8 protein-coding genes are annotated in these 7,592 nt (G+C 37.1%); 7 read left to right on the top strand and 1 reads right to left on the bottom strand.

From position 1 onward, the window contains the following. Positions 1 to 236 precede the first annotated feature (236 nt). Together E4U82_RS18865 and E4U82_RS20075 are read left to right on the top strand one after the other, a co-directional pair. Positions 237 to 608 carry a sigma-70 family RNA polymerase sigma factor gene (locus E4U82_RS18865; protein ID WP_135111791.1) on the top strand — a complete coding sequence of 124 codons (372 nt, stop codon included), beginning with the start codon at positions 237 to 239 and terminating at the stop codon, positions 606 to 608. Between the two features lie 865 nt (positions 609 to 1,473). Next, complete coding sequence (locus E4U82_RS20075; RefSeq protein WP_167751494.1) at positions 1,474 to 1,623, top strand: hypothetical protein; 150 nt, start codon at positions 1,474 to 1,476, stop codon at positions 1,621 to 1,623. Between the two features lie 717 nt (positions 1,624 to 2,340). Here E4U82_RS20075 and E4U82_RS18860 read toward each other — a convergent pair. After that, on the bottom strand, positions 2,341 to 3,123 hold the full coding sequence (locus E4U82_RS18860; RefSeq protein ID WP_135111790.1) for a hypothetical protein: 783 nt from the start codon (positions 3,121 to 3,123) through the stop codon (positions 2,341 to 2,343). Positions 3,124 to 3,251: 128 nt separating this feature from the next. On the opposite strand from E4U82_RS18860, the gene E4U82_RS18855 reads away from it, so the two are divergent. The 5 genes from E4U82_RS18855 (at position 3,252) to E4U82_RS18835 (ending at position 7,276) form a co-directional block, all read left to right on the top strand. Then, positions 3,252 to 3,881, top strand: a complete 630-nt coding sequence (locus E4U82_RS18855) for a hypothetical protein (protein ID WP_135111789.1) — start codon at positions 3,252 to 3,254, stop codon at positions 3,879 to 3,881. Positions 3,882 to 3,932: 51 nt separating this feature from the next. Then, a complete protein-coding gene (locus E4U82_RS20415; protein WP_245183657.1) occupies positions 3,933 to 4,244 on the top strand; it encodes a hypothetical protein in 312 nt (103 codons plus the stop codon). A gap of 1,064 nt (positions 4,245 to 5,308) precedes the next feature. After that, complete coding sequence (locus tag E4U82_RS18845; RefSeq protein WP_135111788.1) at positions 5,309 to 5,746, top strand: Rrf2 family transcriptional regulator; 438 nt, start codon at positions 5,309 to 5,311, stop codon at positions 5,744 to 5,746. A gap of 15 nt (positions 5,747 to 5,761) precedes the next feature. Next, a complete protein-coding gene (locus E4U82_RS18840; RefSeq protein WP_342447747.1) occupies positions 5,762 to 6,649 on the top strand; it encodes an NAD(P)/FAD-dependent oxidoreductase in 888 nt (295 codons plus the stop codon). Between the two features lie 105 nt (positions 6,650 to 6,754). Next, a complete protein-coding gene (locus tag E4U82_RS18835) occupies positions 6,755 to 7,276 on the top strand; it encodes a class I SAM-dependent methyltransferase (RefSeq protein ID WP_135111787.1) in 522 nt (173 codons plus the stop codon). The last annotated feature ends 316 nt before the right edge of the window (positions 7,277 to 7,592 follow it).

Raw genomic sequence — 7,592 nt, 5'->3', positions numbered from 1 at the left:
ACGGCAAGCAGGATGGTGACAACGACTATCGGAACAGCGGATTAACTGATTTGACGACTCAATAACCTTTCTCACCCCTACAATCGAAGCGAATCCGGAAAAAGTGGCATCTTTCGGTAAAAAATATAAGAAAATATTTTTCAAATTCATGCCCCCAAATGCTCGGCTTCTTGCGATTATAGTTATGAAGAGATAGCCTATTAAGTTTGTGCTTACTGCAGCATGGGGGAATAAGGATGGGAAAAGACATGATCACATTCGAGGAGATTTTCAAGCAGAACGAGCGGCGGATTCATTATCACATTCACCGGTTGAATATTCATGATCCGCACCAGGAATTTTTTCAGGAAGGGTTGGTCGCCATGTGGAATGCCTATGAGAATTATCAGCCGGACCAAGGGCCGATGGCGACATACTTCAATTACACGATCCGCAACCGCATGATCGATTTGATTCGGAAACAGAATAAAGAAGCTGAAAAAACGGCGCATTATGCACAGGAATACCGGACGCATATCGATGACGGTAAGGGAGAGCCAACACACATCCCGGTACGCTCCATTCCAGTAATTTCCGGAATAGGCGGACTCGGAGGCGGAAAAGGGTAGTCCACCTACTTTTATTTCCTTTTAATACTATTCGGAAAAATGTTTGAATTTATCATGAGTTGATTTATAATAGAAAAATAAGGTGTTGAAAAGTTGCATTTTTAAAATTCAGCAAAACTCAATTTTATAATTTTAGATGGTAATATTACTGATTCTAATGATGAAGCCGATTTTTTGTTATACTTACACAGTAAATTTGTACGCTGCAACTGCTAAACTAAAGTAGACAGATATTGCTAAATAAAAATGAACACTTTAGAAGGGGACCTCACATTGGACCACCTCCGCATAAAGCTGCTGCGGCTAGACATAGTGACTGACCGCAGCTATTTTTCGAATAAGGACACTCAATGACACCATTACGGGAACCCCTTTGTGAACTGGTGGATTAGATTAAAAGCTACTCACTAATGATTGATGACATGCACCAAGAGTCATTTAGTCCGTGATGAAATGGCCGAGTTAGGTAAAGGGGGGTGTATTGTAATTCAAACAAGCGTTTCCCGGTGGCTATTGTAGCTTTGACGGAATTTTATAAAGATCTTGGTAATCTCAATAAGATTGATTGGGACATCATGCAGCCCCCGGACCGGACTGCAGACCTATTTTAAATTCGCTTGTATACCTTGTGCCTCTCATGATGTTTCCTCCTTGAACAATAAGCAGTATAGTAAATAGCACTCTTATTATCCAAGTTCATTTAGGGGCTTATGAACAACAATCCCTGATATTCAGCTTACGTGTTGTTTACTGGCAAGTATCGAAAAAATTTTTGGGGAAAAAGCAAAGTTAAAAATTAGATTTTTATGAAACCTTATGTTGAGGTATATCGTAAATTAGGTATAAAATGTAAGGAGGTGAGAAAGTGGCAGTAAAACATAATCCAACTGGAGTTGTGCATAGTGGAGCAAAAGGTGGAACTACAGGTTGCGGTACTAATACAAAAGAGAACCTTGAGCACTGGGTAAACACTAACTCGAGAATCGATTGTGATAAAAATGGCTGTAAGAACTAAGCCAGATTATAAAGCAATTGTTCATGCTATTGGTAGTTTGCTGGTTTCTTGTGATTCAGTGTTCTGTATCCAACAGACAGAATATGGAAAGAGATAACAAGTATATAGCAAAATATGTATTTTAGGACATCTTAATTGGTGTTCTTTTTCTTTTATTACGCATTTGGAAGGGCATCTGTCACTTCCAGAGTTTTGTTAATTTATGTCTGATGGCTTGTCATAGAAGGAACTGTTGAGTTCAATATAATGTGCTTTGAAGGCTGGTTTCTCCCACGATTCAAGCCCTCCCAGCACGTTGTATTCCAGTGAATTCTACAATAGATGATCAAAATCTTCCCATTCTGAGATTTTGCTACGCGCATTTGTCTTGGATGCTGACTGGTTCTTCTTCTCCCGCTCATTCTGCTGCTACTAATTAGACATTTTTCGCTAAATAAAAATGAACACTTTGGAGGAAGGCTTTGCATCGGTTTAGCTCCCGGAGCCGGACCAATGCGACACCTAGACCTTTCACCCACTCTCTAACCACCCTACACATTCCGGTAAGCTCCAATTGTTTTTCCGGGACAGGTTGGGAAGCGGAGACTGGGAGGACAATACTGGTAGTTTCAACAAATCTAAGTAGCAAGAACAGAATATATTATGTCTTTATTCTATATTTGCATTAGCGATAAATTTTACCTTTAATATCTTTGTCTTGTGTGTCATTTTATTGAACTATTGATGATGTAGTTTATCTATATAAAACGTTTTTTTCTTTTTCACTTTTTTCGGATGGGGTATACTTTCCCAATATTGTTCATTTTTCTTGTCACTATTAATTGCTTGTGATACTTGGTTTTGGGCAGCATAAAAGTTATCAAATAACACATAATTTTTCCTGTATCGTTTGTAAATATTTAAGTGGTTACTTTTGAATCGGTATTTCTCAACAGGATATAAACATAACTCTGTTAAGACTCTCTGCTCGAAAGGTGAAAACCTATTAGCTAAATAGATAGCCTGAATAAGATGCTTAACGCCTAGTCTTTCAGCTTCCTCTATATAAGTTCTTGGAATTATTTGTTTGTACATATACTTTTTAATTTTATGCGCATTCTGTCCTAATTCTGCTGCGATATCTTTTTCATTCATTTTGTGAATTTTGGTAAGCTCATGCACTAATATTTCTTTATAAATCAGCTTTTCGTTGTGTATTAAACATCGTTGCAATGTCGCAAGTTTACGTGATTTTTCGTCTTTAAATGGCTCCAAAACTGTACAGTATAAGTCAATGTCTTTCCGTAATAACCGAATTCCATTAATATATTTGAATCCCCCTATAACATTGAATTTGTCACTTCCAGTCTTTTCAACAGTGATGAATGGTGTTTTTGCCTTTTCCATTTCCTCTGCATATTTTAACGCGGTAGGCATGGTAACCTCGTCTTCATGGAAAACCATAAGCTGGTCGGGAGTTAAATAATCAACAGTCATTCTGCCAGAACCACCTTCCATCATTTTTTACATCATATGATTGTGAAGGGATGTCCTATTCATTTAAAAATAAAGAAAGATAAAAATTGTTGTTTTTCTTTTTCTTTTTGTTTATGATAAAAGAGAGATATATTTAAAGAGGGGGAAGTCAAATGGAACTTTTTAAAGAAGAACAGTTTGATCATTTGAAAGACAACTATAAAATATTGGATGACAAAATAAATAAAGACATGACTGCTGCCGTAACAAATAAGTCGTATAAAGAGGTACAGAGGTTATTAAACATAACTGAACAAATAAATCTTCTTATTGCGGAAACAGATGAAATGAAAGAAAAAACCAAGGCGCTTTTGAAAAACATAGAAAGCACCCAGGAGTTTCATGTGAGAGATTCAGATGAGACATATGCAATAAGCGATCAGCAGAAGACTAAAGACATTGTGTGGCAGAGGAAAAGAGAAAATGTTCGGTTTGAAATTAGAAATGAGAATCAAACGATGACGTCGAATGTGGTGCCAGTCTCTTTATTTAAGCAGATTGTTTTCAGCGCATTGGAAATAATAGATTCTAATGAGCTTGTAAAGATTTCGGATGTGCTGAAAGTATTGGGAGATGAGATAAAAACAGAAAGTAATTACAAAAAAACACCGCGTGTTCCGATCGTAGTGGTCTTTAAAATATTAGTTTATGAAAACTTATTAAAGCAATATGCTGAAAGATCACATAAGTATATATTGAATACAGATAGAACTCATTTACTGGAATGGCTTGAAAAATTGTAAGATAAGAAAGTAAATAAGTTAGTCTGATTTGGGTGTTTAAAGGAGTAAATTATGCAATATATCATTTACTGTGATGAATCAGAAAAGCGTGGAAAATACTTCAGTAATTTTTATGGTGGTGCTCTGGTTCGATCGAATGATTTTCATATAGTAAGGGGGGCATTAGAACTAAAAAAAGAAGAGTTGAATCTCTTTAATGAAGTTAAATGGCAGAAGGTAACTGAAAAATATCTGGATAAGTATAAACTTTTAATGGATGAGTTCTTTTATCACGTTAAACAGGATAAAGTTAAAGTAAGGATAATGTTTACACATAATCGGTATGAAACAAAAAATCTGTCACATTATCAGCAACAACAATGAATATTTTATACTTTACTACCAATTTTTTAAGCATGCATTTGGTCTTACATACGCCAATCCAAATGCGAAAAAAAGCATATCTATTTATCCATTTTTTGATCAATTACCGGATACAAGGGAGAAAAACCAAGAGTTTATTGACTTTATTTACAGGTTACAGTTTGATTCTGACTTTCAATCAAATAATATTATAATTCACAGTAAAGACGACATTGCAGAAGCGAGGTCTCACGATCATGTTATTTTGCAATGTATGGATGTTGTGTTGGGAGCCATGGAATTCAGATTAAATAATAAACATTTGTTGAAAGCACCAGGGTCAAGAAGAAGAGGTAAAAGAACAATAGCAAAAGAAAAGTTGTATAAACATATTTACAGTCACATCAGAGACATATATCCTAACTTTAACATTGGAGAGTCAACTGGTACAAACGGTGATAATTCGAACAGATGGAGTCACTCCTACAGACACTGGAAATTTATTGCAAGGGATTCCGTATATAGCACGTCGTATAGACCAAAAAATAAATGAGCCCCCTTTTCTCTACTTGGTAGCCTACGTGGCACGTAAGCCTTCGAGAAAAACAAGCTCATTACTTATTGTTGTGTTCATAATAATTTTATTTATTCTAAATGTCAAGAGAAAAGAATAAAATGCCATGTACCTGTCACCACCCGCAAATAGAAGGTTTTGTCGAAATGTTTTAGATATTGAATGTAAAAGGATTAGAAAAGAGTGTAAAGATTTCTTAATCATGACAATCAACTCCTAGGTAAAAGAGTGTCATGTCTATTTGCTGCATGAAATATTTTCCGATTTCATGCCCCCAAAGCCCCGGGGCTTATAAGAGGAGATAGCCCATTAAGCTTATGCTTACTGGACAGCATGGGGATGATAATTGCCCCTGCTGCAGATGATGGATCTTGAACGACGCTCATAATGAATAATTAGCGATTGTTAAAGCATCCCCATTGACACATTTACTAGGGGGTGCTACGCTAATCCTTAATCAAGGACAACATGAGTCTTTGATATCTCTAATAATATGAAGAAGGGAGAAATCATGAAATATTCAAAAGCCACTAATTACGCATTGCACACAATGGTGTATTTACTGACCTTACCTAGAAATAGCACGATAGGTGTTCAAAGCTTGGCGGAAATGCAAAACCTTTCACCAACCTATCTTTCAAAGATATTAACGAAGCTTGCGAAAGGTGGGCTGATTGAATCAACACCGGGGGTTAAGGGAGGCTACAAAGTTTCTAAACCGAAAGATGAGATCTCATTTCTGGATGTCATCAAAACAGTGGAGGGAGATTCCAATTTATTTCATTGCTCCATGGATCATAACGAAGGCTGCATGATTGAACGTGTGATGACAGAGGCTGAACAAAACATGAAAGACGACCTCGATAATAAATTTCTCATCGACATCGCCCATGACATGGAAGAAAAGAATAGTAACACGATAAAAGGAAAAGCAAATGAAGGGAACTGATGAAATGACATTAGATTGTGCTGTAATTGGAGAGGACCTGCTGGATTAAATGCTTCCCTGGTTCTGGGAAGATCTAGACGGAATACTGTATTATTTGATGATCATCAACCGAGAAATGCCGTCACAAATGAATCACACGGTTTCATAACGAGGGATGGTATAAATCCTCAAGAGCTACGACGAATTGCCAGTGAAGAACTAGCAAACTATCCGGATGTTGAAATCAAGCGTCAGCGGGTTATAAACGTAACGGAGCAGGATCAATTATTTAGAATTGAAACAGATGACGAAGCGGTCTATCAAGCCAAGAAAGTTGTCTTAGCAACTGGGCTTAAAGAAAAATTGTCAGATATAAACGGTATTAATTATTTTTATGGAACGAGTCTCTTTAGTTGTCCTTTCTGTGATGGATGGGGATTAAGAGACCGCCCCTTAGTCGTGATTGCCGAAAGCTCTAATGCTTTTCATATGGCAAAGCTGGTATCTAATTGGACCAACGACTTGATTGTCAGTACGAATGGAAATCAATTGTTAACCGCTGACGAAAAAGAGGTTTATAAAGCAAAAGGAATTCATGTTTACGAACAAAAAATCACTTCATTAAATGGTGATAATGGTTATTTGAATCATATCTTATTTGAAGATGGAACGGCCATTTCACGTGAAGGCGGATTTATCGCACCGGAAATGGAACAGGCGTCATCTATTGGTGAAGAACTCGGGTGTGAATTAAACGAGCTAGGTGCCATTAACACGGATGGTATCGGTCGTACCAATGTTGAAGGCGTGTTTGCATGTGGTGATACGTCCATCATTGCCCCTTCTCAATTAATTATTGCAGCAGCAGAAGGTAGCAAAGCTGCAATCGGGGTCAATGGAGCTTTGGTCGAGGAAACCTTCTAAATCTAGTATTTTTTAATTGTAAAGGAGAATTTGTTTGAATATAAAAAAGGATGGGAAGCCAAATCATAGCGGTAACTTTCAAAAAAGGTGGAGTTTCTGGATGGCATGAAGAGAAGAGAGGAGTTCCCTCCAGAACAACAACTGGAACGAATGCCTATTAAGAATGACGATACTATTTTAGATATAGGAGCAGGCACAGGTTTCTTAACGATTCCCGCCGCTAAACGAACCAACGGAATGGTCTATGCACTTGATATAGATCCCGATATGTTGCAAATTGTAGATTCTAAGGCTACGAATGATGGACTTGAAAATGTTCGAACCATTCAAGGTGAAATGAAGGATGTCCCCTTATCAGCCAATTCAATTGATATTGTAATAGCGTCGTTAGTCCTTCACGAAATAAAACCTTTATCTGAGACATTACAGTTCATCAATCAAGTACTAAAAGGAAAAGGTTACCTTGCATGTGTTGAAATAGAAGCGGAGGAAAATTCAAATCAACATTACCCAAGAATATCCTCATCCCAAATGGAACAGGAATTAAAGAAAGCAGGATTTGAAGTAAATAAGAAGTTTTACCCAACAGATTCGAATTACGTTTTAATCGCCCAAAAACAATATTAAGTCGTTCATTTTTTTTGCTATAAATAGAGATATTAAATATCTATAATGTATGGCGGATGGATAAAAACAGCTCGAAAAGGCTTCATCCGCATTGCAAACGTACCATGGACAATCATTTCTTAGTTCCGATAGTGGGGAACCGGCCCCTTCCAGCGATAACTAAGAAGTGGCACGATGGTCAAGGGCAAGAACCTAGGAGCCTTAGACAGAAGTATAACGGGTTTTATGTAAAAATATGTAAATTAGCGAGTGGAACATCAGATTTTCAATGAAACGGCTTGATCTCCCGCCAAGACAGGAGTAATTAGGTTTTAGA

This window comes from Lentibacillus salicampi (assembly GCF_004565465.1).
GTDB classification, from domain to species: Bacteria; Bacillota; Bacilli; order Bacillales; family Amphibacillaceae; genus Lentibacillus; species Lentibacillus salicampi.
The sequence above is the reverse complement of the archived record's forward strand: the minus strand, read 5'-3'. Positions and strand labels throughout refer to the sequence as shown.

Excerpts from the sequence above, each read along its gene's own strand:
- E4U82_RS18860 (WP_135111790.1), bottom strand. The coding sequence starts at position 3,123 with ATGATGGAAGGTGGTTCTGGCAGAATGACTGTTGATTATTTAACTCCC.
- E4U82_RS18855 (WP_135111789.1), top strand. The coding sequence starts at position 3,252 with ATGGAACTTTTTAAAGAAGAACAGTTTGATCATTTGAAAGACAACTAT.
- E4U82_RS18845 (WP_135111788.1), top strand. The coding sequence starts at position 5,309 with ATGAAATATTCAAAAGCCACTAATTACGCATTGCACACAATGGTGTAT.
- E4U82_RS20415 (WP_245183657.1), top strand. The coding sequence starts at position 3,933 with ATGCAATATATCATTTACTGTGATGAATCAGAAAAGCGTGGAAAATAC.
- E4U82_RS18835 (WP_135111787.1), top strand. The coding sequence starts at position 6,755 with ATGAAGAGAAGAGAGGAGTTCCCTCCAGAACAACAACTGGAACGAATG.
- E4U82_RS18865 (WP_135111791.1), top strand. The coding sequence starts at position 237 with ATGGGAAAAGACATGATCACATTCGAGGAGATTTTCAAGCAGAACGAG.